The organism is Xanthomonas sp. DAR 80977, from assembly GCF_041240605.1.
Lineage (GTDB): Bacteria > Pseudomonadota > Gammaproteobacteria > Xanthomonadales > Xanthomonadaceae > Xanthomonas_A > Xanthomonas_A bundabergensis.
In genome coordinates, this window is the sequence record NZ_CP162487.1 from 4761567 (window position 1) to 4788550 (window position 26984).

The window sequence follows — 26984 nt, forward strand, 5'->3', positions numbered from 1 at the left end:
GTCACCTCAGAAACCAAAATCGTTCTGCACCATGCCGCCGCGCAGGGTGCTCCAAATGTTCGCACCCAATGGGTGTTTGCTGGCCAGCACTAACCGATAGATCTCGCGCTGACCAGTGTTGCGGATGGCTTTCGCATGCGGTGACACATGGTAACCAACGCCACGTATCAGCGACACCCAATGCTCAAAAAATCGCTGGCGGATCACGCTCTTGCCGTGGCTTCCAAGACACACATCCCGCCAGCCTGGCGCCACTTTGTCGAAGCTCGGCCACAGGTCCGCACGACTGACCAAATTTCGTGTCATATCAAGCGAGGCGAAGTGGATCATCAGATCAACCCGCCCTAGCCGCGACAGCGATTGGATCACCGAGAACGGCAACGCGTGCAGAGCGTACGGATCCAGGTATGCCAGATGCAGGCCCTTCCGCGGCAACTTAGATGCAATCCGTTGGACTACCGCTTCCGCGGCCCCAATATGTTCGTCGACGCGTGTGGAATACAACATTCCGAGCCGCGCCTTGCATGCGGCGACGTTCGCTGGCGATACATCGCCAATGATGATCCGACTGAACGGGTACGCACCGCGGCCCTCCACTGACGCTTCCATTGCAGCCAGGGTGCCACCAGGAACCACAGTGCTTCCTGAACCTCTGATCCGAGAACGGCCGGGACCGCAGTACAAATCCAGCAGACACGGCTCTCCACGCATTTTGCCGCGTGCCATCCGGGATGCGCGGACATATCCTTTTAAGAGTTCGTGTTTGTCTTTGACCCATGATCCCACTACTTCCTGCGGATATCCATCTGAGCCCGCTTCGTACTCCATGCAGCCCCCCAGTGCTCCTATCCTCGTCTGCATCCTAACCGCCAACAATTAGGCATGCACGCACCAACTATGCAGTTCCTGCAGTGCCACTCGGCTGCACGTGCTTCCGTCGGTGACAGCCGGTCCTAAAAAACTGGTCCAAGCCCACTTCCTACTCGCAGATGCTAGATACCTGATGACCTTTTGGGAACTCGCTCGATTTCGCTGGCAACAAGCATCGGTCATCCTTACAAGAGAAAACTTGGGTCAGGATGCTGCTTTACAACGATTCGCTCCGCCATCAACCCGTACAATACCATCGTGATCCGCCCAAAATTTAGTGCCGACACGCGCAGAAATTATCTGTTCCGCGATGCTATCTAGCCGCGCCTGAAGCAGCGCGCGGCGCCTTGGTACGTACCGGTAGACCGAAGAAGGTCAAAGCGTCAGAAACTGAACTGCACTCTTACCCTATTTCCTCCTATCTAGAACTTTGAAATCTTTTTCCCAAGCTGAAGCAGCTGCACAGGAAGAAGTGAATGCGGTCCCAATTGCCCTTGGATGTTGCCAGGATCCTCTGAAAATAAGGGCCCATGCTGAAGGAGCGCCATCACTAGTGATCTAAGGCGATCAAGAATCTCTAGGAAATCAGACTCGGCCAGCACAAGCGTCTGAGGTAAGAAATCACCAGAAGAGTCCGCTCGCGGCGCGTTAGTTCCAACAATTGGATAAACTGAGATCCCAGGCGGCACGTTACCCTCAGCCCATTGCGTACTTACATGTAACTGCGCAGCATCGTCTTTAGACAAAGACCCAATTTTTTCGCTCTTCATTTCTATAGAAAAAGCCACATTATCGAATACCCAGAGATTATCCGGACCGCGATTGTGATCTCTTTCTGGACGAGACGAATCCGCGCCTATGGCACCGCCCAGCTCGTGTATGACGCGCTCCACTTCGCTTGCACGGCGCGCAAATGAAAGCGCAGCCCTAAGCTGATCAAGCTCGACTAAAGCACCACTTTTGTTACTAAAATCTTTAATCCAGATTGCAATGGCTTCAGCCTGCGAGGTAATTCTCCGCTCCAGCTTTGATGGCTGCATCGGCGGACGTGAAAGCCCAGAGTTTTCCGAAAATGCAGCTGCCTGCAACTGCATCGCCGCCACTTTCTCTACAAAATAAAGATACTTAGCGGACGATTGTTTTAAAACTGATCTGGCGAGCGGCTGACTGCGCACGATGTTCGCTGCTAATTGAACCTTCTGTGCAGCCACTGAGTATTCTCTAGCCAGGGCACATTTGAGCGCATCTCGCTCGAGCTCTGCCACTAGACGTCTCGACTCAGCAGACTCAACCACAGCATTTATGTTACTGGCCGGTTCTGAAATTTGCTGGGCGTAATAATCGCGCCACCCGATATCTCGATTTAGCGACTGACGAATCGTTTCAATAATTCCGAAAACCTGATTATCCGATTTCGATATATCCTCCGAGACTTCTCGACCAATTTCTATCTGGCGGACTGTCAATGGAGAAAAGCTTTCAAGAACTACACGTCTAGAGATGAAATTTGCCAGATCACGTCCAGCGAGTAGCACTGCGCAGTAGTCAGATGACGACCGGACAGCGCGACCCAAACCCTGCTCCACCCGGTTCGAGATCTTTCCGCGCATCCCTACTACGCCGCCTTGCAATTCTCCATCAGCCCTATCGATCAGACTCTCTCCAAACGGCAGTCCATCGATAACAAGCAGACGACATGCGGAGTCCGGCAAGTCAATGCCATCGTAACGCTGTACAAAAACAAAAAAATTTCCTTTTGATGTCTCGCGCAATCTATTAACAGCAGTCCCAACGTTGTTTTTGTCGGGCAGCGTCGCACCCAGCCCCTGCCAAAATTTGGCCACGTGATAAGACGGAACGAGAATGACAATGTTTGTTAGCGCAGTAAAGGACCTTACGACTTCTGCGAGCTGTTCTCGTGAGAACTCAGGATTAACCAGAGAGGGCACTAGTACCATGCGCTCGCCCACTGAGCCCTCTCCAGGAATATCGATCGGCGATTTAGCTGCCACTGGGTCGCAACCAAGTTCACGCACTAAAACAGAGGCATCCTGAATTGACGCAGACATGAACAGGCGATTTTTTGCTCCGGTATAGTGTGGAACGTATTCAAGCGGAACCGGGTCAACTGTCAATGTAGCCCCCGTTCCAGACAGGACCAAGCGACAAATCTCAAGGCATTGAGATAAATATTCCCAAGCGAATGCAACCTCTGAAATAGTTGAGTACCTATTTACAATAGACCGAATCGTCTCAAGCTTTTCCGTATATATCCAATAAGGAATCTCAACAATCCCCATTGGATCATCCATCTGAATTCTGGTCCACGCAGAGGCATCACACGCTTCCATATCTGCGTTCAATAAACTTATTAATTCAGCCCGCGCCTCGGCAGCCAGATCCGCAGTAAAGCATTTTCTAACTGCCTCAACACCCGCGTGGACGTCATCGAGAACAATAGCCGATGGCGTCAGCCTTACGTCGCGACGAGCGAAAGTGGATTTCCCATTGAAAAATTTATCATAGGTGCAAACTATGAGACTTCTTCCAGCCAAAGCCTCTTCTGGAGGATAACTTTCTTTAGCTAGCCACGGAGAAACTTTAACTCCGACCCTCAAACCTTCCTCAACTACCTGCTCGGCAAGCTGGACAGTTGGAACAAGATAGACACCCGGCTCGCCGCTGGCCTGCTGCATTTTGTGCCATAGATATATCAGCCCAGTAGTAGTTTTCCCTCCGCCGGTATTTAACTTGACCACCACATCGCGCTGATTGGATGTACCGTCTAGCTTTTCGAAAATTTTTATTTGAGAAGGCCGTAACTCGACGTGAGTTACTTGTCTATCGAGCCGTGAAAATGTCTCCGCGAGGCTCGCCGGAGCTTTCTTTTCTCCCGACTTTCCCAGCTTCGTGAAATCGACCATACGTCCTCCTTCCCTAGATAGCTATAGCATGACCCGAGCGCCGCTAAGTTTCAAGACTTAGGGCTTCTTAGTCTAAAAAATGCGACTCACAGAAAGCTTTCAATTTGCCAGGGAAACCTATTTTTTGCGCTCGTTTTCGCATCTAAAAAATGAAGTGCCAAAAAAAAGCGGCCCGAAGGCCGCCTTTTTTACATCGATGCCGTATCACGCCCCGTTCGGGTTCACCTTTCCGCGTCGATCTTGTACTGCTTGATCGCCCGCGCCACATCCTTCCCGGTCATCTTTCCGTCCTTCGCCAGCATTGAAAACGGGGTCTGAAAAACGGGGTTAGAAAAACGGGGGTCAGGTTCACTTATAGCCAGAAGTGAACCTGCCCCGTTATTCGGTCATCGATCAATGGCTCAGCGCGTCTCGTAGATCCTGCACCGCAGCAGCAGCCTTACGCAGTTTGCCGAACCCATAGTGTCCGACCTTATGTTCCATGCCCTGCCCAAGTTTGTTGGGCTTGCACAGCAGGCACCCCGCTCGGCGTGCCTTGGAACTTCCCCGCTTGTGGTTCATCTCGACCTCCTTCGTTCGTTCTCGGGAAACGGACGGTAGGTTCACTTACAGCCAGAAGTGAACCTGACCCCGTTATTGTCGATTTTCGGGGGCATATTCGCGGTCCTTGCGAATGCGGGCCGGCCAGGGGAAGAGCGCTCTCTTCCGCTGCGGCCCCTCCTCTCCCGCGTGGCGGGAGAGGGACAGAGCGTTATTGCCTGATGGGCGTCCCAGCGCACGTTCTACCATTGCCTGAAAGGCTGGATCTTCCAAGGCGCGCTACTGCATGGGATGCCGCCGCACCGCGTCTTCACCTTCCGGCGCCTGATCTCGGCGTAGCCAAACACCATGGTCTGAGGAAGTGCACTCTGCCCCCACCCCGGTGCAGCGCATATCGCACCTTGCTCGATAAGGTCCTGACCAACGACCTGCTAGCCGACATCCGCATTCACCTCCAGCAGCAGCGCGCCCTTGGCTACGACGCATTCCGCACCATGGTCGAGAACAAGACCCACCGCTTCGCTGGCGCCAGGCCCGCCCATCGGCCACGCAAACCCACCACGACCACCGAATAAGTCAACCTGACCCCGTTACTCGGCCGCGGTGGACCATAGGAATTGGCGACTTAATTACCCCCGCCTCTTTGCTCGCCCCTCTGCTCGGACGGATAGGCCCCAAAAGCTAAAATTCTTAATTATTTAGATGGGGGCTTAACACCACCTCGCCGCTTCAAACTAGCGGCAACGCGGAAAATATCTGGAATATTTATTTTACCACTTGAACGCCGCTCGGTGATACCCAATCGAGTCAACGCGTCAAGTAATGATGCTTCGGCAGCGCCACCTTGCAATTCTAGCGGCCCAAGGTATTTTCCCGCCTCAACATCCTTCCTTATCTTTCTCACCACCCCGCCATTTTTCCAACGCACAATAATAGCCTGCTCCGCACAGGGAACCTCCATACCTGAAAGCGCCCCCAGGACGTCTTTAATCCAAATATGATCCTCCGAGAGTTGATCAAATCTAACTTGAGAAGCTTTCTGCACACCTTCCTTAATTCCGTGATGGTCAATGGCTTGACGTTTAGATGCAGATGCATCATGCACCCCTTTATCCGCAGCTATTTTTAATGCAGTCAGAAATGTTCGAGGCGCTGTCTGTCCGTGCGCGTCACCCAAGTGATTAGGCAGCCAAGTATATGTTCTTCCGCGGCGATGATCGCTCCCCATATATTCCCCTGCCAATACGGAGAAGAGGCCCGCCTGGGCCGACTCGTCCATTTTTAGCCCTTCAGGAATCACAGAAACACCACGCTCTTTGGTAACAGTCAACTTCCGAGAATGGAGGAGATCTAATAGAGAAGACGCAGAATCTGGCAAATTAAGTAATCGGCTATACAACAACCCATATAGGTCATTTGTTGACCATTTTAACTCAACCCGTTCCGCCCTGAGCTTGGATGCGTCTGGAAAATCAAAAGCCAGATTATCATCCGCCTGATCAGGACGAATGAATATCTTTGCCCTAATCGACGTGTAGCTCCTTAATGAGAGAGCGAGCCTTAGCAGTCCGCGAGTCAGCTCACGCACCGTTTGCCAACTATCGCCAAGGCGATCAAGAGCATCAAAAACTATAATGAGCTTGATCCCCTCAGCCTTGAGCGCGCGATCGGCATTAATCATAGCCTTCTCATAGGCTTCCGGATCCAGCTGGATCTTTCTTACTGCATCACTAAATGTGAGATCCTTCCATCGCTCATCCAATGCCTTCATAAATACAACACGCCAAATAGCCTCAGGTTCTGCACCCTCTTTTAGGAGAGCTGCAAGAATTCGACTGGACGGAGAAATTCCACTCGAAAAATCCTCACCTGAAAATCCCAGGAAAGCGCGAACAGAGCCCAACTTCAACTTCGGATATGCGTAAGCCAATAGTTCGCGAGTCTTATCCTCGATAAGCGCTCCGGACCAGAAGCTTTTTCCAACACCACGATTGCCGACAACAATCGCACGATCCGGATCTAGTGCCCCCTCATGCCCTCGAGGCGCGTAGACCTCCTCAGGCGCAGGCGGCCTAGAAGCGTTATGGGAGACATCTAACGGCAGAGACCGCAGACCTTCTCTAAGGCTATGAACAATGTTAGCGCGGGTAGCCACGTCAAACCCTCAACCGTTCTTTACACGACTTAATAAAATCACCGAAAGCTGCCAACGCTATGCCGCCTGACAGAACATCAGGATTACCGATCGGATCAAAATCCCGAAAATTTCCATCATCTGCTATAATCCAAGCATAATGTGGCGCCTCAAGATCATCGAGCGAAAAGCCGATCTCTTCACTATCTCCATAGAGCGATTTCGAGAAAATCTCAAAGGCCTCGTCGCGAAACGCCGCCTGATCGCTCGCCTTCAGGCTCGCCTTTGCATGAACCATCTTTAATCGCATCACCCATTCAAAATTTCCACCCAGCACGAAACGCGACATATGAGCAAAAGCGAAACTATATCCGGAAAACGTTTGCGGGGTATTGTGCCCGAATAGCAAGACGTCCCCGTTTAAATTCAGAATCGATGCAGCGGTAGACTCACTCATACCTGCCCTAGCATCAATTAGGACAGCGTCGTAGCGTCCTCGCGATGTGAGACCGCATATTAAACGATCAATGCGCCCAGCAAATGTAGTCTCTACGCCACCAATTATCTGACCGCCATAAGCCCTAAAAAGCTTGCCGAGGAACAAACCTGGATTTTTGTACGTTGTTGATCCTACCGCAGGGCAAACGTGCACTAGGCCAGCACCTCGAGTGAGACCACTTGTGCCGATCGCGTCAACAAGCATGGCGTTGGCGTCCACACTTCCCGCCCGAAGCTCTACAAGGTAATCCAATACTCCATAGAGTGGCCGATCGCTCTCACGAAGCAAGTGATCACCAACTCCCGGAGCCTCTAAATCCAGATCAATTACTAGAACGTTGTGTCCATCATTCGCCAAACTTGAAGCCAGCATGGACAATGCAGTTGTCCTACCCACTCCGCCCTTCAAACTCCAAAATACAAGCCTAGGTGGCTGAGCGTCGTCAGATTTAGAGATCGACGGAGGCAGCAACCAATCTTGTCCGTTTGCACGTCGATCAATAACACACGCCTTCACTTCTGAACCGTCCCCTAGCTGCACCATTTCAGGCAATGCTAGATGGCTCATCTCGCCCAAGGAGTGGTCGCTCTGCTTCGTCACATTGTCAGGAATACATTGACTGTAACGGCCAAGGTGCTCAGCAATGGCTCCCCTAAGCAAGGACATATCGACCGTATGCGCGAGCCTATCTGGAACTATTAGCGCTAGTGCCCCAGCAGCATCGCGCACGAACCATCCTTGCTCGAGAAGCACCCCATGGCCCATCGAAGAAATGAGCGAACAAACCTTGCTGAGGGAGTCATCAAATGTTGCGCCGGCCATGGCTCATCCAAATATTAAGGTCAGGTCAGTTTAGGCTGACGTTGAACGGGAGGCTAGATGCAAAAAAGGGCGGCATCATAGCCGCCCTTTTGTCAGCATGCTGAACCATCAAACCCCAACCGGATTAGCCTTCTCCGCATCGATCTTGTACTGCTTGATCGCCCGAGCCACATCCTTCCCAGTCATCTTGCCATCCTTCGCCAGCGCCGCAATCGCCGCATGCGCGATGTAGTAGCGGTCAACCTCGAAGAACCGCCGCAGGTTGGCGCGGGTATCCGAGCGGCCGAAGCCATCCGTCCCCAGCACGGTGTAGTGCGTCGGCACGAAAGCGCGGATCTGGTCGGCAAAGGCACGCACGTAATCCGTGGCGGCGATCACCGGCCCCTGCCGCCCTTCCAGCAGCTGCGTCACATAAGGCTTGCGCTGCTCGCCTTCCGGATGCAGGCGGTTCCAGCGCTCCGCATCGAACCCATCGCGGCGCAGTTCGTTGAAGCTGGGGCAGGACCAGATGTCGGCGGTGACGCCGAAGTCCTTGTCCAGCAGCTCGGCGGCGGCGATGGCTTCGCGCAGGATGGTGCCCGAGCCCAGCAGCTGCACGCGCAGTTCGCCCTTCTTGGGCTTGCCGGCGTCCTGCAGCAGGTACATGCCCTTGATGATGCCGTCCTCTGCACCGGCCGGCATTTCCGGGTGGGTGTAGTTTTCGTTCATCAGGGTGATGTAGTAGTACTCGTCCACCTGCTCTTGCATCATCCGCTTCATGCCGTACTGCATGACCACGGTGACCTCGAAGCCGAAGGTGGGGTCGTAGCTGCGCACGTTCGGGATCGACCCGGCGATGACCTGGCTGAAGCCGTCTTCGTGCTGCAGGCCTTCGCCGTTGAGCGTGGTGCGGCCGGCGGTGCCGCCGAGCAGGAAGCCGCGGGTGCGCATGTCCGCCGCCTGCCAGGCGATGTCGCCCACGCGCTGGAAGCCGAACATGGAGTAGTAGATGTAGAACGGCAGCATCGGCACGTTGCTGACCGAGTAGCTGGTGCCGGCGGCCAGCCACGAGGAGATGGCGCCCGGCTCGCTGATGCCCTGCTGCAGCACCTGGCCGGACTGGTCCTCGCGGTAGAACATCAGCTGGTCGGCGTCCACCGGCTTGTACTTCTGGCCGAACGGGGCGTAGATGCCGATCTGGCGGAACATGCCTTCCATGCCGAAGGTGCGCGCTTCGTCGGCCACGATGGGCACGATGCGCGGGCCCAGGTCCTTGTCGCGCAGGGCGATGTTGAGGCTCTGCACGAAGGCCATGGTGGTGGAGTAGCTGCGCTCGCCGCTGGACTTGAGCAGGCGGTCGTACTTGTCCAGGCCGGGCACGGTGAACGACTGGTCGGCCTTGCGGCGGCGCTGCGGCAGGTAGCCGCCGAGCGCGGCGCGGCGTTCCTGCAGGTACTGCACTTCCGGCGAGTCCGGACCGGGGTGGTAGAACGGCACCTGCTCGGCGTCGGCCAGCTGCTTGTCGCTGAGCGGGATGTTGAAGCGGTCGCGGAACGCGCGCACGGCGTCGTCGTCCAGCTTCTTGGTCTGGTGGGTGGGGTTGAGCGATTCGCCCGAGGAGCCCATGCCGTAGCCCTTGACGGTCTTGGCCAGGATCACGGTGGGCATGCCCTTGGTGTTCACCGCCTGGTGGTAGGCGGCGTAGACCTTGTGCGGGTCGTGGCCGCCGCGGTTCAGGCGCCAGATGTCGTCGTCGGACAGGCCGGCGACCATGGCCGCGGTCTCCGGGTATTTGCCGAAGAAGTTGGCGCGGGTGTAGGCGCCGCCGAAGGCCTTGCAGTTCTGGTATTCGCCGTCGACGGTTTCCATCATCAGCTTGCGCAGCACGCCGTCGGTGTCGCGCGCCAGCAGCGCGTCCCAGTAGCCGCCCCACAGCAGCTTGATGACGTTCCAGCCGCCGCCGCGGAACACGCCTTCCAGCTCCTGGATGATCTTGCCGTTGCCGCGCACCGGGCCGTCCAGGCGCTGCAGGTTGCAGTTCACCACGAAGATCAGGTTATCCAGGCCTTCGCGGCCGGCCAGGGCGATGGCGCCCAGGGTTTCCGGCTCGTCGCTCTCGCCGTCGCCGATGAAGCACCACACCTTGCGGTCGGACTTCTCGATCAGGCCGCGGTGCTCCAGGTACTTCATGAACTGCGCCTGGTAGATGGCGCTGAGCGGGCCCAGGCCCATCGACACGGTGGGGGTCTGCCAGAAGTCCGGCATCAGCCACGGGTGCGGGTAGGAGGAGATGCCCTGGCCGTCCACTTCCATGCGGAAATGGTCGAGCTGGGTCTCGTTGATGCGGCCTTCGAGGAAGGCGCGGGCGTAGATGCCCGGGGCGCTGTGGCCCTGGATGTAGAGCAGGTCGCCGGGGTGCTTGTCGGACGGGGCGCGCCAGAAGTGGTTGAAGCCCACGTCGTAGAGGGTGGCGGCCGAGGCGAAGGAGGCGATGTGGCCGCCCAGGTCGCCGGGCTTGCGGTTGGCGCGGACCACGGTGGCCATGGCGTTCCAGCGGATGATCGAGCGGATCTTCCACTCGATGGCCGCATCGCCCGGGCTCTTGGCCTCGTTGGCGGGCGCGATGGTGTTGACGTACTCGGTGGTCGGCGAGAACGGCAGGTAGGCGCCGGAGCGGCGGGTCAGTTCGACCATGTCCTCCAGCAGCTGATGCGCGCGCTCGGGGCCCGCCACATCGATGACGGCCTTGAGCGATTCGATCCACTCCTGGGTCTCAGTGGGGTTCGGATCGTTCTGCAGCACCTCGTTCAACCAGTTCATAGCGCTCCCGTAGGTCGCACGCACGCGCGCGATTGCATGTGTTTTTCGAAGCCTCCAAGTGTAGCGCAACCGCCCCGCCGGACCTCGTACGGCAGCGTATGGAACGGACTGTCACATTGGCCCGGGACAGCGCGCGACAACGGCCGCGCGGGCGGGCGCGGCTGCGCTTATGATCGGAGCCGACTCCCGCGGAGCGCCGCCATCGCCGTCTTCTCGTCAGTGCAGGACGCTCCCGCGGTCGCCTGGCGGCACAGCCTGCGCACCCGGCTGATGCTGTGGGGCAGCCTGATCCAGGTGGCGCTGCTGGCGGGCCTGGCGCTGCTGTTCTACCTGGGCGCGCGCCAGGTGGTGGTGCGCAATGCGCGCGAGGAGGTGGCCGGGCTGGCGCAGCAGACCGCGCGCAGCCTGGACGCGACGCTGGGCTCGGTGCAGGTGAGCGGGCGCACCCTGGCCGCCGGCGCGTCCGCGGTCGGGCGCCAGCCGTTCAACCTGCGCAGCCTGCTGCACGCCACCCTGGAGGGCGACCCGGACATCGCCGGGGCGCTGCTGGTGATCGAGCCCGGCGCGCTGAAGGGCGACGACCGCGGCTTCGCCTGGCACCTGCGGCGCATGCACGGCACGCTGGTCGAGCAATCGGCCGACACGCTGGGCTTCGACTACCGCAGCATGCCCTGGTACCGGCGCACGCTGGCGGCGCAGGCACCCTGGTGGTCCGAGCCGTACAGCGACGCCTCCACCGGCGGCGACTACCTCACCACCTACAACCTGCCGCTGCGCCTGCCCGGCGATGGCGCGCAGGCGCGGGCGATCGGCATGGTCAGCGTGGACGTGCCGCTGAAGCGGCTGCAGGCCATCGTCGCCGAGCTGCCGGCCAGCGCCGGGCTGCAGCCGATGCTGCTGTCGCCGGACGGACTGTTCGTGCTGCATCCGGACCCGGCGCTGCGCTTCCACCGCACCCTGGAGGCGCATGTGGCGCGCGCCCGGCCGGACCTGTCGCCGCTGGCCGCCGCGCTGTCCACGCATGCGCCGGTGCGCTTCGCCCACACCGCCCCCGACGGCGAGCGCTACCTGACCCAGAGCGCGGCGGTCGGCGACACCGGCTGGACCTTCGCGCTGACCGTGTCCGAGCGCTACATCCTGGCCGGGCTCAACCGCATCGCGCTGTGGGTGGGGGTGGGCGGCGGCTCCGCGCTGCTGCTGTGGCTGTGGCTGCTGCACCGCTACACCGCACGGCTGGCGCGGCCGATCGAGGACCTGACCAATTCGGCCGGGCATTTCAGCCAGGGCGAGTTCGACTACCCGCTGCGCCACGTGGAGCGGCAGGACGAGGTGGGGGTGATGGCGCGCGCCTTCGACCGCGCGCGCGGCTCGATCAAGCTGCAGTTGGCGGAGATCGCCACGCTGGCGCAGGCGCGGCAGCGGATGCAGAGCGAACTGTCGATCGCGCGCGACATCCAGCAGGCGATGCTGCCGGACGGGCGCACCTTCGACAGCGCGCACAAGCACCTGGAGACCTACGCGCTGCTGGAGCCGGCGACGATGGTCGGCGGCGATTTCTACCAGTTCTTCGAGACCGAGCCGGGGCTGCTGTGGTTCGTGGTCGGCGACGTGTCCGACAAGGGCGTGCCGGCGGCGCTGTTCATGGCCCGGGCGATGACCGTGCTGGAGGTGGCCGCGCGCCGCCACAACCGCCCGGACGCGATCCTGATCGCGGCTTCGAAGCGCCTGGTCGAGGGCAACGAGACCTGCATGTTCGCCACCGTGCTGTGCGGGCTGATCGACGTGCACAGCGGCGACTACTGGCTGTCCAGCGCCGGCCACGAGCCGCCGGTGCTGCTCGGCGCCGACGGCCACGCGCAGCTGCTGGCGCTGGAATCGGGCCCGCCGCTGGGGATCGAGCCGCAGACCTGCTACCCGGTGGTGCGCGGGCGCCTGGCCGCCGGCGCCACCCTGCTGAGCTACACCGACGGCATCACCGAGGCGATGGACGCGCACGATCAGCCTTACGGCGCCGAGCGGCTGCTGGCCGCGCTGCAGCCCGGCATCGACGCGCAGGCGCAGTGCGCGCAGGTGCTGGCCGCGGTGCACGCGTTCACCGCAGCCGCACCGCAGTCCGACGACATTACCTTGCTGGCGATTCGCCTGCGCCAGGATCGGATGCGGGAGGGAGGCACATGAAACTACGGCTGCAGATGGTGCCGGCGCTGGACACGCTGGCGCAGTTGAGCGACACGCTGGAGGCCGCGCTGCTGCGCCACGGCGTGACCGGGGAGCACGTGAGCCGGGCCAGGCTGATCGTGGAGGAACTGGCCTGCAACACGCTCGAGCACGGTCACCTGGCCAGCGAACAGCCGCCGGTGGAGGTGCTGCTGCAGGTGGACACTGGCGCGCTGGTGCTGGAATTCCACGACAGCGGCCCGGCCTTCGACCTGCGCGCCGCACCGGTGCCGGACCTGGACGCGGACATCGCGCAGCGTCCGATCGGCGGCCTCGGCCTGCACCTGGTGCGGCAGCTGGCCGACCACATCGACTACCGTCACGACGCCGGCCGCAACGTCGTGCGCATCACCCTGCTGCAGCCCTTCGACCCCGCCCCCCAGGAGTTCCCCGCATGACCACGTTGAGCCTGCAAATCGAACCCACGCAGGACCGGCGCCAGCGCATCATCCTCAGCGGGCGCCTGGACACGCATACCTACCAGGCCCTGGACGAGGCGCTGGCGCCGCTGCTGGCCACCCAGATCACCACCCTGGTGCTGGACCTGTCGCACCTGGACTACATCAGCAGCGCCGGCATCCGCTCGATCTTCAAGGCGCGCAAGGTGCTGGCCACCCGCGACGGCCGGGTGCTGGTGGTCAACCCGCAACCGCAGATCCGCAAGGTGTTCGACGTGGTCAAGGCGGTGCCGTTGAACGAGATCTTCACCTCGGTGCAGGAGCTGGACGCGTACCTGGACGAGATGCAGCGGCGGGTGCTGGAGGAGGGCGAAGGCGGTTGAGCTGGGTTCGTCGCGGCTGAAGCCGCTCCCACAGGGAAGCGTGCACATAACCGGCGCGCTGCAGTGTGGGAGGGAGTTCAGTCCCGACAGCGTCCGGGGCCGGAGCGCCTGACGACTTCGTTGGTCGCGGCTGATGCCGCTCCTACAAGAAGCGCGCGACCGTCGAACGTGCGCGACCAACCCGCCCGGCGCACTGTAGGAGGGGCTTCAGCCCCGACAGGCAGGCCCCGAAGCCAAGTACCGACCGATCCCGCGTCGCGACTGAAGTCGCTCCCACAACAGTGCTGCACAGCGCATCGCGGACTGCCCAGGCCGGGCCTTGTCTTTCGGTACCACTTCCGGCCCCGCGCCTTTTGTGGGGGCGACTTCTTCTGTGGGAGCGACTTCAGTCGCGACGCGACCAATCAAGCCGCGCCCCGCGCCATGCACACCCCACGCCTCACGCCTCACGCCACACAACACCAAGGCTCCAGCCACCTGCCTGCCCGCGCGGCTGAACGATCGCCCACCCCACCTGCACAGCCCCCGCCCTCACGGCCTTGCCCGCCGCCTAGATTCGATATATCTTTTCGCGAAACTTAGACATATCGAAACGATGCCCCGCCCCACCGACCCCAATCACCGTCACCCACGCCGCCTGTTCGACGAGGACAGCCCCGGCCGCGGTCCACATGGTCGTGGCGGCGGGCGTGGCGGCCGCCCGCTCGGCCATGGCGACCTGCGCCTGCTGCTGCTGGCGATGATCGAGACCCAGCCGCGCCACGGTTACGAGCTGATCCGCGCGGTCGCCGACCTGTTCCATGGGCTGTACACGCCCAGCGCCGGCACCGTCTACCCGACCCTGGCGCAGCTGGAGGCGCAGGGCCTGGTGCAGGCGGACGCCGACGCGGCGCGCAAGCGCTACGCGATCACCGCCGACGGCCTGGCCTTCGTGCAGGCGCAGCGCGCGCAGCTGGACGCGGCGGTGGAACGCACCCACCACAGCGCGCGCGCGCTGGTCCGCGCCAACGTGCCGGCACCGGTGCGCGAGGCGATGCGCCGGATCAAGCATGGCCTGCTGGCGCGCCACGGCCGCTGGACCGACGCGGAAGTCGAACGCGTCGCGCAGCTGCTGATGCAGGCCGCCGACGGCATGGAGCGCGACGCCGATGGCTGAGTGCCGTCCGCGCACCGCCGCCGCATCGCCGCCCTGCCTGCCGGCGCAGCGCGCCGCTCCCCTTTCCCCCAAGGACTTTTCCGCATGAACACCCATGAAAACCGCCTGCTGCGCCATCCGCTGCGGATCCGCCACCTGCAGGTGCTGCGCACCCAACCGCTGACCCCGCACATGCGCCGCATCGTGGTCGGCGGCCCGGCGCTGGACGGCTTCGTCAGCGCCGGACCCGACGACCACGTCAAGCTGTTCTTCCCCAACGCCGATGGCGTGTTCGTGCTGCCGACGATGACCGACAACGGCCCAGTGTATCCGGCCGATGCCGCGCCCTCGCCGGCGCGCGACTACACCCCGCGCCACTACGACGCCGCGGCGCAGGAGCTGACCCTGGATTTCGTGCTGCACGGCGACGGCCCGGCCTGCCGCTGGGCGGCGCGGGCCAACCCGGGCGACGCGCTGGTGGTCGGCGGCCCGCGCGGCTCGTTTGTCGCCGCCGACGATTACGCCGCCTACGTGCTGATCGGCGACGAGACCGCGCTGCCGGCGATCGGCCGCTGGCTGGAGGAACTGCCGGCCGGCGCGCAGGTGGAGGCGCTGATCGAGATCCCCGGCTTCGCCGACCGGCAGGCGTTGCCGTCGCGCGCGCAGGTGCGCATCACCTGGCTGGAACGCAACGGCGTGCCCGTGCTGAGCAGCCAGCTGCTGGAAGACGCGCTGCGCGATTTCGAGGCACCGGACGGCGACGCGTTCTACTGGATCGCCTGCGAATCGGCACGCGCGCGGATGATGCGCAAGTTCGTCGAAGGCCGCCTCAACGTGCCCAAGGAGTGGATCCGCGCGACGGGGTATTGGAAGTCCGGGCGCGAAGAAGAAGCATAAGTTTGGCGATTGCGCGCCCGATGTGGATGCCGTTGTTTTTCACGCGTCGGGACTGAAGTCCCTCCCACAAAGGAGCGCACTCCCTCGCTGGGGGCCACTGTAGGGGCGGCTTCAGCCGCGACGCTTTTCTTGGATCGATCGATCCGATCGCTTCATTCTTCGGTCGCGGCTGAAGCCGCTCCTACACAAGCGCCTGGCGATGCGGCGGCCACGCTGTCATGCGTCGGGACTGAAGTCCCTCCCACAAAAAGCATGCCTCCCTGCGGAGCCACTGTAGGAGTCAACTGTCATGCAGAAGCGATCGCAGGGGGGCTGTAAGGTGCCTGATCGCGTGCGATGGCGTTGAGCCATCGCAGGTACTTGTGCATGCACGCGACGATGGCGACCTTGGCGGGTTTGCCCGCGCTGGTCAGGCGTGCGTAGGTGTGTGACAGCGGCGAGCCTGCACGGATCGCGGCCCAGGTGGCCATGTACAGCACCCGCCGCACGTCGGCGCGTCCGCCCTGGATGCGGCGTTGGCCGTGCCAGCGGCCGCTGTCTCGATTGAACGGCGCCAGCCCGACCAAGGCGGCGATCTTGCGCGGTGGCACGCTGCCCAGCTCGGGAAGCCGGGCCGCCAGGGTGGCGCGCAGGATCGGGCCAAGCCCAGGCACGGTCGGCAAGCGTGAACAGGCCGCACCGACCTGGGCGATTTGCCGGGAGATCTCCTTGATGCGCTGTTGCAGCAGCGCGATCACCTCGAGCCACTGGTCACGCACCGCCTCGCAGGTCACGTGCTCCATGCACCGGCGCTGCGCATCGCGCTGGGCGACCAGGGTGCTGCGCAGGTGAAGCAGTTCGCGCAGCGCTTGCACTGGCGCAGGCAGCACGGCAGTGGGCTGACCGGGGAGGCATTGGGCCGCCACGGCCAGCAACCGCGCATCCAGGGCGTCGGTCTTGGCCTTGAGCCCCAACGCGTGCGCCAGCGCCCGGGGGCGCTGGGCAGACAGCCGGACCACGGGCAGGCCAGCCTGTGACAGCACTTGCAGGACCGCCCGTTCGTAGCCGCCGCTGGCTTCCAGCACGATCCGCTCGCATCCCAGCGACGCCAGCCGCAGGGCCAGGCGGGCCTGCTCCTCGGGCGTATTGGCCTGGGTCCAGTCCAGCCCGTCTGGCAAGACATGAATGGCCAGTTCGGCCTTGGCGACATCAATCCCGACAAAGCGTTGCAGCGACATGGACGTTCTCCGCAGTAGACTCAGGGACGAGAGATCTCCTGCCGATGCCCATGCTTGTCGGTTCGAGCTCGCGGCTCAGGCAACTGTTCGGGCTTGTGGGGCAGGAGAAACGGAGTGCGGCGGCCCTGACTCCTACCCGTGCTTGCGACGCACTGCGACTTAGCGGCCTGCCGCACTCCGCTCTCACCTCAACGATAGACCCGTAGAAGACACAAGCGGCTTCAGCCGCGACGCTTTTCTTGAATCGATCGATCCGATCGCTTCATTCTCCGGTCGCGGCTGAAGCCGCTCCTACACAGGGGCTTGGCGATGCGGTGGCCACGGTGCTGCTCGTCGGGACTGAAGTCCCTCCCACAAGGGTAGTGTGCCTTTTGTGGGAGGGACTTCAGTCCCGACTGCAGCCAACTGGAACACTCGTGGTTGCACGCTTCGCCACCGGTTCCAGCCACCGAGATCGCCGCGTCCAACCACACTGCCGCAAACGAAAACGCCCGCCGGATGGCGGGCGTTTCGTGGAGGGCGGCGGCCGAATGTCAGGCCGCCACCATTACCGCAACGCGCAGGCTTACTTCGCGTCCTGCAGCGCCTCGGTGGTGATGCGGATCTTGACCTCGTCGCTGACGTTCGGGACGTAGGCGCCCAGGCCGAAATCGCTGCGCTTGATCGTGGTGCTGGCATCGAAGCCCAGCGCCGGCACCTTGCGCATCGGGTGCGGACCGGCGCCGTTGAGGGTCACCGCCAGCACCACCGGCTTGGTCACGCCCTTGATGGTCAGGTCGCCGGCCACGCTCAGCTTGTTGGTGCCGGCCGCGCTCACCTTGGTGCTCTTGAAGGTGGCGGTCGGGAACTTGGCGGCGTCGAAGAAGTCGGCGCTCTTCAGGTGCTCGTCGAACTTGGCAGTGAAGCTGTTGAGGCCCGACAGCGGCAGGGTCACCTGGACGCTGGACTTGGCCACGTTCTCGGCGTTGTAGACCAGGGTGCCGTCGACGTCGCCGAAGTGCGCGGTGGGGTTGGAGAAGCCGAGGTGGTTCCACTGCACCAGCACGTCGGTGTGCGACGGGTCGAGCTTGTAGGTGCCGGTGGCGCCCTTGATCGCGGTGGCGGCAGCGGCGGCCGGCGCGGCGAAGGCGCTGGTGGCGGGCTGAGCGACGACGACGGCCAGCGCCAGGGCGAGCGGGAGCAGCAGGGTGCGGGTCTTGTTCATGGGCGAAGCTCCTGGGAAATCGGGTGGTTGGGGGAAACTGCAGCAAACACGGGCACAACGGTGTGAGGGCGAAGCGAAATGGGACGGCTTACTCGATGCGCGCAGCTTCGTCGAAACTCAGCCGCGGCAGGCGCGGGAACAGGCCGGCGGGGTCGCCATAGCCCAGGTTGACCAGGAAGTTGGACTTGATCGCGGTGCCGGCGAAGAAGGCCGCATCGACCTTGGCATTGTCGAAACCGGACATCGGGCCGGCATCCAGGCCCAGCGAGCGCGCGGCCAGGATCAGGTAGGCGCCCTGCAGCGAGCCGTTGCGGAACGCCGATTCGCTGCGGCCTTCGCGCGGGCCGTCGAACCAGCTCTTGGCATCGGCGTGCGGGAACAGGTACGGCAACTTCTCGTGGAAGTCCTCGTCGTGGGCCACGATCACCGTCACCGGCGCGGCCAGGGTCTTGGCCAGGTTGCCTTCGGACAGCGCCGGCTTGAGCTTTTCCTTGGCCGCGGCCGAGGTCACGAACACGAACCGCGCCGGGCTGCCGTTGGCCGCGGTCGGGCCCCACTTCAGCAGGTCGTACAGGGCGCGCAGGGTGTCCTCGCCGACCGGCGTGTCGCGGAAGGCGTTCTGGGTGCGGGCGGTACGGAACAGCTGATCCAGGGCGGCATCGTGCAGAGCGTCGGACATGCGGAAGTTCCTCTATCGTCGGGGGAAGCCGAAGCCGCCAATGGCAGGCGGTCTCGGCGCAAGGCGGCCAGTGTAGAGTGGCACGATAGCCGCAACACCCAGCCGCGATGCAACGGATTACTACCAAACGTGAAACGATCGGGCGCGCCCTGGGCGATTAGCGACGGCCGCGCCGGTAACGCCCGCCAGGCCGAAGCGCTCGCCGCGGCACTGGCCGGACCGACGCCGTCGGCCCTCCCGGCGTTGCTGCTGCAGCCGCACATGCCCTGGCGCTGGCTGGCGCCGCGGCGCTTGCCCGGCGCGGCGCAGGCCTATGGCCCTGGCCTGGCCGAACTGCTGCGGCAACCGCCGGCGCTGGCGATCGGCTGCGGCCGGCAGGCGGCGCTGGCGACGCGGCTGCTGCGCGCGCGCGGCAGCGCCGTGGTGCAGGTGCTGGATCCGCGCCTGCCGCCACGGCACTGGGACGTGGTGGTGGTGCCCGAGCACGATCGGCTGCGCGGCGACAACGTGCTGACCCTGCTCGGCAGCCTGCACCCGATCGACGATGCCTGGCTGGCCGCGGCGCGCGCCGCGTTCCCGCACTTCGGCGCGCTGCCCTCGCCGCGCACCGCGCTGCTGGTCGGCGGCCCCGCCGCGCTGGCGCCATGGACCACCGAGGCGGCGACGGCGACGTTCCGGGACCTGGCGGCGCAACTGCGCGAGCAGGGCGGCAGCGTGCTCGCCAGCACCTCGCGGCGGACCCCGCCGGCGGTGGCCCATGCGCTGCGCCAGGCGTTCGCCGGCGTGCCGGGCGTGGTCTGGTGCGGCGATGCCGACGGCCCCAATCCCTACGCCGGCCTGCTCGGCTGGGCCGAACGCATCGTGTGCACGCCCGATTCGGTGAACCTGCTGTCGGAAGCCTGCGCGACGCGGGTGCCGGTGGCCGTGGCGATGCCGGCGTCGGCGCGCGGCCGCGCGCGCGGCTTCCACGCGGCGCTGCACGCACGCGGCCGCCTCGGCGATGTCCCGGCCGTGCATGGCGCCGCCAGCGACGGGATCGCGCCGCTGCGCGAAACCGCACGCATCGCCGCGCGCATCCGCGAGCGCCTGCAGTTGGACGCCATCGACTGAGGCGATGCGGCCTGCAGGCCACGCGTGCGCGAACGCCGCGGGGCGGCAGGCGTGCCGGTCATGGCGCGCCTGCCGCCCCGTGATCGCGTTGCGCCCGGGTCAGGGATTGCTGGGCGAGCGCGGCACGCCGGCCGGCGCGGCATCCAATGCGCCGATCAGCGCGCGCACCACCGGCGTGCCCAGGCCGACCGTGTAGTTGTACTTGCCCTTGAGCGGCACATTGTTGTCGACCACGCCGTTGTAGCCGGGGATATCGCGATGGAAGGCCTGCGGGTAGTTCGCCGCCAGCCGGTACAGGTAATCGTTGAGATTGCCCTGGCGCCCCTGCTTCTCCACCAGCAGCGCAGCCACGCCCGCGAACTCGGGCGCGGCGACGCTGGTGCCGATCGTCGAATAGAACCCGCCCTGGTAGACCGACAGCACCGAACTTGCGTACGGCGCCCTGCCTTGCCGGCACGGCTGCTTTGCGGTGTCGGGGCAGCCGCCGACCAGCATGCCGACATCGGGCAATGCACGCATCGACTGGCGGGTGCCGCCCAGCGCGCGCAGCTGATAGGCCGGACGCTGGAACAAAGTGCTCACCCCGCCGCCGGCGCCCCAATAGCCACCGGCCAGCAGCGCGCCCACGCCGTAGTAGTCCGCGGTCAGCAGCGGATCGGCATAGGCGCTTTCGGTGCGGTAGCTGGAATCCAGCGAGCCCTTCTGGTAGTTGGTGGCCAGGTTGCCGCCGCCGACCGCGGTCACATAGGCATCGGCCGCCGGATGCTCGACGCCGGCAACGAAGTGGCCGTCCTTGCCGTCGACCGCATAGTGCGTATCCGCGCACGCCACCCCGGCATTGTCGCCGCTGGAGGCGATGAAGCTGATGCCTTGCGCGTTGCCCTGCTTGAAGATCGCATCCATCGTATGGAAACTGGCGGTGAAGTCGCGACCATCGTTGTACGCCTTGGTGTAGTACAGCTCGCAACCGCCGAACGAGGAGCTGACCACATCCGCCTCGTTGTCCTGCACGATCTGCCGGTAGCCGGCGATGAGCGATGCATCGGACAGGTCGGGGATCACGTACAGCAGGACATGCGCGCCCGGTGCGCCGGCCAGCGCCATCTCCACGTCCAGCGCCGCCTCGCCACCCGCGCCGCCCTCGTCGTTGACGCCCGGCTTGGCGCCGGCCACATAGCGGCGCGCGTACAGTTTCGGATTGGCATGGCCGGCGGCGTAGCGGCTGAAATTCTCTTCGTTGAACAGCGCATCGATGTCCGAATCCAGCACGTCGCTGGAGATCAGGATCGCGATGGTGGTGCCGGTCCCGTCGAGGCGGCGCTGCTGGCCGGGCGGGCCGATCATGCTCTGGTAGGACGGATAGCCGTAGGCCTGCTTGAGATCGTTGTACGCATAGACGCCGTCGCGGCCATTGCGGTTGGCCGGATCGAGCTGCCGCAGCCGCTGCGAATGCACATGGCGCATCGGCAATCCGCCGGTCAGGCCGGTGACCACCGCGCCGCTGTCGCGCAGCGCCGCCGGCAGCTGCAACGTGCCGGTGGCGGCGAGCCTGGCCTGCCCGCCCTCGGGCAGGTCCACCGCCAACGGCGCGGAGAACAGGCGCTCCACGTTGTCGGCGCTGGCGCTCACGTGCAGCGTCGCGCCCTGCTGCGCCACCGACATGTGCGCGGCCTGCAAGGCCGAGCGCACGCGTTCGACCTGGGCCGGCAACGGCGCGAAGCGGCTGTCGAACTCGGCGCGCGACAGCCAGTGATGGTAGTGCGGCGACACCGGATCCTGGATATCCGCCAGCAACGCGTCCAGGCCGGCTTCGTCGCGCAACGGCAGGTGCACGTCGAAGGTGACGGGTGCGGCGCGCAAGGTGGCGGACATGGCGGCAAGCCTGGCATCGGTGGCGTCCTGCGCGGCATGGGCACTGCCGAACACGAGCATGCCCCCGGACAACACGGCGGCCAGCAACGGGCGGCGGCGAATACGATCGATCATGGCGTCTCTCTCTCCGTGGTGGAACGATCTGGCGCCACCTGCACAGCAAGCGCAGGCGGCGTTGCATGGGCAAGAAAAACGCGCAGCGGCCACTGCGCGCCAACAGGAACAGGAACTTGCGATCAACTACCGCACCTGGACGGCCACAGCGGGCGCGCGCAAGCGCAATGAAGGCTCCCCTCCGCGCGCGCACCCCATCCGGGTGTTCACCGGACAGGCCGGCGGCGACGCCGTGCGGTCATCGGATCCATGTTTCGGCAACGTCATGAGCGCAGACCCGGCGGCGAAGAGCGCGGCAATCATTCATGAAGATCCGCGTCGAAACTTTGACGCCGCACCGCATTTTCGATCCTGCAAAGAAATGCATCGGCAATGTTTCATGGCCGCCGTTGAGGTCTACGTACATTGCTGAAAAATGTGCCGACGATGCGCGTTTTTCATCGGAAAACAGAGGCACCGAAAGATCCATTCTTGAACGGCCGACATTCCTGTTTTGCGTCCATTTACTTTCGCCGAAGCACCCAGGCCCGCACCCGCGCGCCGCGATCGCCGCTACCCGCACGCAACAGGCATGCATGCGCCGCAGGCCGCACCGGACCGGCCGATGCCGGCTCGGCACTGTGTCGCCTGTGTCGGCATTGCATGACAACCGCAACACGCATGACCCGATTCTGAAATCTCGCTGTCGCATCTTCGCGGGACCTTCTTCGTAGCGGATCCCCCACGCATGCCTACCCATCACTTGCTGAGCGCGGCGATCCTCGCCGCGTTGCTGTCGTCGCCGCTGGCGGCGCACGCGGCGGACGCGCCGGTCGACGGCGCGGCGACCGACGCCCGCCAACTCGATACGGTCTCGGTGATCGGACAGGGCGAAACCCGCCAGGTGCAGCGCATCACCCGCCAGGACGTGCCGGTGCTGCCGCCGGGCACCAGCATCCAGAAGCTGCTCAACCGCATTCCCGGCGTCAACGTGCAGTCCAACGACGCGTTCGGCGCCAACGAGGAATCGCAGACGGTGAGCCTGCGCGGCTTCAACGGCACGCGCCTGGGCTATACGCTCGACGGCCTGCCGCTGGGCGACAACGCCTACGGCAACTACAACGGGCTGAACATCAGCCGCGCGCTGATCGCCGAGAACTTCGGCGGGGTGGAACTGGCCTCGGGCATCGGCAGCCTGGGCACCGCCTCCACCAGCAACCTCGGCGGCACCGTGCAGTATTTCTCGGACGATCCGTCCACCGAAACCGGCGTGCGCCTGTCGCAGACCGTGGGCTCGGACGCCAACCGCCGCACCTACCTGCGCCTGGACACCGGCGAGCACAACGGCTTCTCCGCGTACCTGTCCGGCATCTACGCCAGCGCCGACATGTGGGCCAAGCCGGAATCGCCGACCCACACCGCGCAGTTCAACGGCAAGGGCGTGTACCAGTTCGACGGCGGCAAGATCACCGCCTTCGTCGACACCTCGCGCACCTCGCAGGCCGACTACGCCTACCTGTCCAAGAGCGGCCTGCACCGCGGCCTGGGCTGGGACTGGAACCTGTACGCGCCGGACTGGCAGCGCGCGCTGGCCGCGGCCTACTGCGCGCCGGCCACCCGCGACGCCAGCCGCTGCGGCTACAGCGGCGGCGTGGACAACATCGACGACGCCTACTACCAGAGCCGCGCGCTGCGCAACGACGACCTGTATTACCTCGCGGGCGATTTCCAGCCCTCCGACACGGTGAGCGTGCACACCCAGGTCTACCACCACGAGAACGAAGGCCAGGGCCACTGGTGGTCGCCGGGCCAGGCCTCGAACCCGGGCACGCCGCAGGCGCTGCCGATCTCGATCCGCAGCACCAACTACACCATCAACCGCACCGGCGGCATCGCCTCGCTGGGCTGGGACCTTGGTCCGCACCACCTGGAAGCCGGCGTGTGGTACGAGCGCAACAAGCACCACGTGGAGCGCAACTTCTACTGGATCGACGGCCCGATCGACGACGACCTGTTCCTCAGCGGCCCGGACCGCCGGCTGTTCTCGCAGGACTACGTGATCACCACCAAGCAGGCCTACGTGCAGGGCACCTTCAAGCTGCTCGACGAGCGCCTGACCCTGGACATCGGCGCGAAGAGCCCGCACACCACGATGACCGCGCACGAGACGCCGGGGATCGCGGTGGAGTCGCCGGTCGCCAACGGCACGCTGAAGGCCAGCGAGGCGCTGCTGCCGCAGGCGGGCGTGAGCTATCGCTTGGCCGAAGGCCAGGAAGTGTTCGCCTCCTACGCCGAGAACATCGCCGCGTTCCAGGGTGGCGGCGCCGGCGGCCCGCTGCTGGTGACCCAGGCCTCGTTCGACGCCAGCGTCGGCGCGCTGGAGCCAGAGAAGTCGAAGACCTTCGAGGCCGGCTACCGCCTGGTGCGCGACCAGTTCGAGGCCTCGCTGGTCGGCTACGACGTCACCTTCGACAACCGCCTGCTCTCGCTCAACCCCTGCCCGAGCATCCAGCAGGGCACCACGCCGGCGTGCACCACGCGCTTCTTCAACGTCGGCTCGGTCAGCAGCCGCGGCGGCGAGCTGACCTTCATCTGGAAGCCGAGCGCGCACCTGCAGTGGTACAACTCGGCCTCGGTCAACCGCTCCACCTACGACGACAACTACGTGCAGAACGGGGTGACCATCCCCACCGCCGGCAAGTACACGGTGGACACGCCCAAGCGCATGTTCACCAGCGAGATCAGCTGGACCTACAACGGCTGGAACGCGAACCTGCGCGGCAAGTACACCGGCCAGCGCTACTACACCTACACCAACGACCAGGGCTTCGGCGGCTATACCGCGTTCGACGCCGGCACCGGCTACGACTTCGGCGCGGTGTCGTTCCTGCAGGACCTGAAGCTGTCGCTCAACGTGACCAACCTCACCGACAAGCGCTACGCCTCCAACCTCACCGCGTTCAGCAACAGCGATCCGAACGGGCGTTCGCTGGCCTTCCACGCCAGCGCGCCGCGGCAGGTGTTCCTGACCCTGGACGCGCGCTTCTGAACGCGCGCATCCTGCCCCCACCTTGCCGCGGAGCGCATGCGATGATGAAGCCGATGGTCTGGCTATTGGGATGTTCGATGGCGCTGTCGTCGCTGACCGCCGCGGCCGAGGCCGCGGCACCGGGTACGGGCAAACCGCTGGTGATCGGCCACCGCGGCGCCAGCGCGCTGCGCCCCGAGCACACGCTGGCGTCGTATGCCAAGGCCATCGCCGACGGCGCCGACTACATCGAGCCGGACCTGGTGTCGAGCAAGGACGGCGCATTGCTGGCGCGCCACGAGAACGAGATCGGCGCCACCACCGACGTGGCCGCGCATCCGGAATTCGCCGCGCGCAAGACGGTCAAGCAGATCGACGGGCAGCGCGTGGAGGGGTGGTTCACCGAGGACTTCACCCTGGCCGAGCTGAAGACGCTGCGCGCGCGCGAGCGCCTGCCGCAACTGCGCGGCACCGCCTTCGACGGCCAGTTCCAGTTGCTCACCTTCGACGAGATCATCGATTTCGCCGCGGCCGAGTCGGCCACGCGCGGGCGCCCGATCGGGCTGATCCCGGAGATCAAGCACGGCACCTATTTCCAGTCGCTGGGCCTGGCGATGGAGGACAAGCTGCTGGCCACGCTGGACGCGCATGCGTACACGCGCAGCGCGCCGGTGGTGGTGCAGTCGTTCGAGATCGGCAACCTGGAGTATCTGCACCGCAAGCTCGGCGACACCCATCCGAACGTGCGCCTGGTGCAGTTGCTGGGCGATCCGAAGGAGCGCCCCGGCGACCAGCTGCGCGATGGCCCCACGTATGCGCAGATGGGCAGCGCGCAGGGCCTGCGCGCCATCGCCAGGTACGCGCAACTGGTCAGCCCCGGCCTGCGCGCCATCGTCCCGGTCGGCGCCGACGGCGCACTGGCCGCACCGACCTCCTTCGTCGCCGATGCGCACGCGGCCGGACTGCTGGTGGTGCCGTACACGTTCCGCCCGGAGAATTACTTCCTGCCCAAGGCCTTGCAGGACGCGCACGGCCCGGCGGCGGTGAATGCCACCGGCAGCCTCGCCGAGATGCGCGCGTTCCTGGCCGCGGGCGTGGACGGCTTCTTCACCGACGACCCGGCGGTGGGGCGTGCCGCGGTGGATGGGACAGCGGTTCCGCGGGACCGTTAGGCGTTCTCCGGGGCTACCCACCAATAGTTGCGGGAGCGACTTCAGTCGCGACAGGCTTTCCTGGTAGAGCCCGTCGCGACTGAAGTCGCTCCCACAAAAAGCGGCATCGGCCTCTCCTGTAGGAGCGGCTTCAGCCGCGACCGGGGCCTTCCCCGGTAACGCCCGGTCGCGGCTGAAGCCGCTCCTACAGGGAGCGCAAGCGGTGCGTCGGCAGGCGGCGCTGGCCGCCACGCCACGGCACCGCGATAATGCGCGGCCTCGCCCCGCCTGCAGCACCGACCTCCGTGCATCCGCCTTCCCCCTCATCGCCCCCCACGTTCGCCGCGCTGACCCCGCGCGCGCTGTTGCTGGCGGTGCTGGCGATGGGCGCGGTGGTGTTGCTGTCGAACGTGCTGGTGCAGTTCCCGATCAACGACTGGCTGACCTGGGGCGCCTTCAGCTATCCGCTGGCGTTCCTGGTCAGCAACCTGATCAATCGCCGCTTCGGCCCGCGTGCGGCGCGGCGCGTGGCCTGGTGCGGCTTCGCGCTGGCGGTGCTGCTGTCGATCTGGATCGCCACGCCGCGCATCGCCGCCGCCTCGTGCCTGGCGTTCATCGCCGCGCAATTGCTCGACATCACGGTGTTCGACCGCCTGCGCCGCGGCCGCTGGTGGCGTGCGCCGATCGTCGCCACCACCTGCAGCGCGACGCTGGACACGACGATCTTCTGGTCGATCGCCTTCGCCGGGTCGGCGCTGCCATGGGTCAGCTGGGCCGCCGGCGACCTGGCGGTGAAGCTGGGCATCGGCGTGTTCCTGCTGGCGCCGTTCCGCGCGCTGCTGTGGCGGACCGCGCCGCCGGCCGCCGCCGATGCATCGGCCACGCGCGCACCGCAGCGTTAGGGCGAACCGCGATCCGCTTGGCGGCCGCCATGGAAACAGGCACCCCCGGCGTTTGCGCAACGTCCCGGCCTGGCAACGCGCAGCCACGCAAGCGCCAATGCACCGACCCG

General features: G+C 64.2%; 21 protein-coding genes. 11 read left to right on the forward strand and 10 right to left on the reverse strand.

The features are described 5' to 3' along the window. Nucleotides 1–6: 6 nt before the first annotated feature. The 3 genes from tcmP to AB3X10_RS20295 all read right to left on the reverse strand — a co-directional run bounded on the left by tcmP (nt 7) and on the right by AB3X10_RS20295 (nt 4355). Nucleotides 7–828 carry a three-Cys-motif partner protein TcmP gene (gene tcmP / locus AB3X10_RS20285; RefSeq protein ID WP_369977206.1) on the reverse strand — a complete coding sequence of 274 codons (822 nt, stop codon included), beginning with the start codon at nt 826–828 and terminating at the stop codon, nt 7–9. Nucleotides 829–1292: 464 nt separating this feature from the next. Further along, a complete protein-coding gene (locus tag AB3X10_RS20290) occupies nt 1293–3794 on the reverse strand; it encodes a DEAD/DEAH box helicase (RefSeq protein WP_369977207.1) in 2502 nt (833 codons plus the stop codon). Nucleotides 3795–4187: 393 nt separating this feature from the next. Then, nucleotides 4188–4355: a hypothetical protein gene (locus AB3X10_RS20295; RefSeq protein ID WP_369977208.1), complete on the reverse strand. Its 168-nt coding sequence runs from the start codon at nt 4353–4355 to the stop codon at nt 4188–4190. A gap of 380 nt (nt 4356–4735) precedes the next feature. Between AB3X10_RS20295 and AB3X10_RS20300 the strand changes: the two genes are divergently transcribed. Continuing rightward, nucleotides 4736–4909 (forward strand): hypothetical protein, encoded by a 174-nt coding sequence (locus tag AB3X10_RS20300; RefSeq protein WP_369977209.1) that lies wholly within the window; start codon nt 4736–4738, stop codon nt 4907–4909. Nucleotides 4910–5028: 119 nt separating this feature from the next. Here AB3X10_RS20300 and AB3X10_RS20305 read toward each other — a convergent pair whose 3' ends face one another. The 3 genes from AB3X10_RS20305 to aceE form a co-directional block, all read right to left on the reverse strand. Then, nucleotides 5029–6243 carry a hypothetical protein gene (locus AB3X10_RS20305; RefSeq protein ID WP_369977210.1) on the reverse strand — a complete coding sequence of 405 codons (1215 nt, stop codon included), beginning with the start codon at nt 6241–6243 and terminating at the stop codon, nt 5029–5031. Between the two features lie 247 nt (nt 6244–6490). Then, on the reverse strand, nt 6491–7789 hold the full coding sequence (locus AB3X10_RS20310) for a KGGVGR-motif variant AAA ATPase (protein ID WP_369977211.1): 1299 nt from the start codon (nt 7787–7789) through the stop codon (nt 6491–6493). A 108-nt stretch (nt 7790–7897) separates the two neighbouring features. After that, nucleotides 7898–10588, reverse strand: a complete 2691-nt coding sequence (gene aceE / locus AB3X10_RS20315) for a pyruvate dehydrogenase (acetyl-transferring), homodimeric type (RefSeq protein ID WP_369977212.1) — start codon at nt 10586–10588, stop codon at nt 7898–7900. Between the two features lie 270 nt (nt 10589–10858). Between aceE and AB3X10_RS20320 the strand changes: the two genes are divergently transcribed. The 5 genes from AB3X10_RS20320 (at nt 10859) to AB3X10_RS20340 (ending at nt 15618) form a co-directional block, all read left to right on the forward strand. Further along, nucleotides 10859–12766 (forward strand): SpoIIE family protein phosphatase, encoded by a 1908-nt coding sequence (locus AB3X10_RS20320; protein WP_369981915.1) that lies wholly within the window; start codon nt 10859–10861, stop codon nt 12764–12766. Then, nucleotides 12763–13203: an ATP-binding protein gene (locus tag AB3X10_RS20325; protein WP_369977213.1), complete on the forward strand. Its 441-nt coding sequence runs from the start codon at nt 12763–12765 to the stop codon at nt 13201–13203. The genes AB3X10_RS20320 and AB3X10_RS20325 overlap by 4 nt, the downstream gene beginning before the upstream one ends. Then, on the forward strand, nt 13200–13586 hold the full coding sequence (locus tag AB3X10_RS20330) for an STAS domain-containing protein (RefSeq protein WP_369977214.1): 387 nt from the start codon (nt 13200–13202) through the stop codon (nt 13584–13586). Before AB3X10_RS20325 ends, AB3X10_RS20330 begins: the two co-directional genes overlap by 4 nt. A gap of 595 nt (nt 13587–14181) precedes the next feature. Continuing rightward, nucleotides 14182–14742 carry a PadR family transcriptional regulator gene (locus AB3X10_RS20335; RefSeq protein WP_369977215.1) on the forward strand — a complete coding sequence of 187 codons (561 nt, stop codon included), beginning with the start codon at nt 14182–14184 and terminating at the stop codon, nt 14740–14742. Nucleotides 14743–14826: 84 nt separating this feature from the next. Further along, entirely contained in the window at nt 14827–15618 is a 792-nt protein-coding gene (locus tag AB3X10_RS20340) for a siderophore-interacting protein (protein ID WP_369977216.1), read from the forward strand. Between the two features lie 287 nt (nt 15619–15905). Here AB3X10_RS20340 and AB3X10_RS20345 read toward each other — a convergent pair whose 3' ends face one another. From AB3X10_RS20345 to AB3X10_RS20355, 3 genes are all read right to left on the reverse strand, one after another. After that, nucleotides 15906–16835, reverse strand: a complete 930-nt coding sequence (locus AB3X10_RS20345) for an IS110 family transposase (protein WP_369975348.1) — start codon at nt 16833–16835, stop codon at nt 15906–15908. A 565-nt stretch (nt 16836–17400) separates the two neighbouring features. Further along, entirely contained in the window at nt 17401–18039 is a 639-nt protein-coding gene (locus tag AB3X10_RS20350) for a YceI family protein (protein WP_369977217.1), read from the reverse strand. A gap of 88 nt (nt 18040–18127) precedes the next feature. After that, entirely contained in the window at nt 18128–18718 is a 591-nt protein-coding gene (locus AB3X10_RS20355) for a malonic semialdehyde reductase (protein WP_369977218.1), read from the reverse strand. A gap of 129 nt (nt 18719–18847) precedes the next feature. Between AB3X10_RS20355 and AB3X10_RS20360 the strand changes: the two genes are divergently transcribed. Continuing rightward, a complete protein-coding gene (locus AB3X10_RS20360; RefSeq protein ID WP_369977219.1) occupies nt 18848–19828 on the forward strand; it encodes a mitochondrial fission ELM1 family protein in 981 nt (326 codons plus the stop codon). 99 nt (nt 19829–19927) lie between these two features. Here AB3X10_RS20360 and AB3X10_RS20365 read toward each other — a convergent pair whose 3' ends face one another. Beyond that, nucleotides 19928–21814: a S53 family peptidase gene (locus AB3X10_RS20365; RefSeq protein ID WP_369977220.1), complete on the reverse strand. Its 1887-nt coding sequence runs from the start codon at nt 21812–21814 to the stop codon at nt 19928–19930. On the opposite strand from AB3X10_RS20365, the gene AB3X10_RS20370 reads away from it, so the two are divergent. The 4 genes from AB3X10_RS20370 to AB3X10_RS20385 all read left to right on the forward strand — a co-directional run bounded on the left by AB3X10_RS20370 (nt 21813) and on the right by AB3X10_RS20385 (nt 26874). Then, on the forward strand, nt 21813–22226 hold the full coding sequence (locus tag AB3X10_RS20370) for a hypothetical protein (RefSeq protein ID WP_369977221.1): 414 nt from the start codon (nt 21813–21815) through the stop codon (nt 22224–22226). The genes AB3X10_RS20365 and AB3X10_RS20370 overlap by 2 nt on opposite strands. Before the next feature lie 315 nt (nt 22227–22541). Then, complete coding sequence (locus AB3X10_RS20375; protein ID WP_369977222.1) at nt 22542–24842, forward strand: TonB-dependent receptor; 2301 nt, start codon at nt 22542–22544, stop codon at nt 24840–24842. 41 nt (nt 24843–24883) lie between these two features. Next, entirely contained in the window at nt 24884–25993 is a 1110-nt protein-coding gene (locus AB3X10_RS20380; protein ID WP_369977223.1) for a glycerophosphodiester phosphodiesterase, read from the forward strand. 284 nt (nt 25994–26277) lie between these two features. Next, on the forward strand, nt 26278–26874 hold the full coding sequence (locus AB3X10_RS20385; RefSeq protein ID WP_369977224.1) for a queuosine precursor transporter: 597 nt from the start codon (nt 26278–26280) through the stop codon (nt 26872–26874). Nucleotides 26875–26984: the final 110 nt, after the last annotated feature.